The organism is Microcoleus sp. OTE_8_concoct_300, from assembly GCF_031383065.1.
Taxonomy (GTDB): Bacteria; Cyanobacteriota; Cyanobacteriia; order Cyanobacteriales; family Microcoleaceae; genus Microcoleus.
In genome coordinates this window covers 1-1,052 of the sequence record NZ_JANMZH010000213.1, presented here as the reverse complement: position 1 = coordinate 1,052, position 1,052 = coordinate 1, and the positions used below count along the sequence as shown (strand labels likewise).

Annotated in this window: 1 protein-coding gene; it reads right to left on the bottom strand. The window is 44.4% G+C overall.

The annotated features are described in order from the left end of the window. Positions 1-96: 96 nt before the first annotated feature. Positions 97-1,052, bottom strand: a 956-nt coding sequence (locus tag ACUVJL_RS10520) for a DUF3370 domain-containing protein (RefSeq protein WP_445245796.1), incomplete at its 5' end; no start/stop codon positions are given.

Below are 1,052 nucleotides of genomic sequence, written 5' to 3'. Positions count from 1 at the left end.
GCGAATCAAGTTTTGATTTTTCTCCAATCCGCAATCCGTAAAACAAGCCAATACGCGATATAGTATATAGTCCGATATACCATACTGGACTTTGTGTTAGTGTACGATGATGCGATCAAATGAAGCAAAATAAGCTGTATCGGGATAGCGAGCTAACATTTTGGCACTCTGAATTTGACCAGTTCCAAAAGTACCAGTATCCGTAGTGCTCAAGGCATAGGAAAATTCTTCACCGCGTTTGGGAATAGTTAAATAATCGGTTCTTGAACTGTCAGTAATTTTAGCTTCCCATTGAGAACCTTCAGCCACTCCCGCTACACGCCCGTAAATTTTTTGCTCAGGATTTGAGCCGATCGCACTTGGTGTTAAATCTCTCGGCCCTGCTAAACCTTTGGTAGTTAAAATATTTTCCCACTGTTCCAAAGTCGGATATTGTTCGATTCCTTCCTTAGTTTTGGGAGCAAACATCGCTAAACTAGCCACATAAACCGAATTGCTGCTCGACATTCGCATCAAGGTCGATCGACCATTAGAAGAAGGCGTAACATTCCCTACAGGTATCGGCAAATTCATCAGCATTCGGCTCTGATTGCCCGGTATTTCGATCGCCGCCGGCAAAATGCCTTGTCTGTGCCCCCGCAACACATCGCTCGTCAGACGACTGCCAGGCCCCGCAAACACAGTGCCGAATCGATTTTCTAAATAGGAAGGCAAATCGACAAACAAAGCATCGGGTCGAGTTAAATAACTTGCTCCTTGTAATATTTTTAAAGTGACAGGTTCGGAATTGGGATTGTGAACAATTATGCCTTGAAATAAGGTGCGAGTTTGGGTACTATTTGCGGCCTTTGCAATGTGGTGGGCGAAGATATCAAATCGGCCTTTGAAGGGAAAGTTTAAATGAGCTGAAGGTACTTGTTTTGATTCCTGCGGAAATGTGGAGAGCAAAATGCCTTCCGTTTGCACAACTTCGGGGCTATTACTATTAAAAACGGGGATGTTGTCGAGTTTTCCCGGCAAAACGCGCACTTGCTGGGGCTGCATTACAGTGT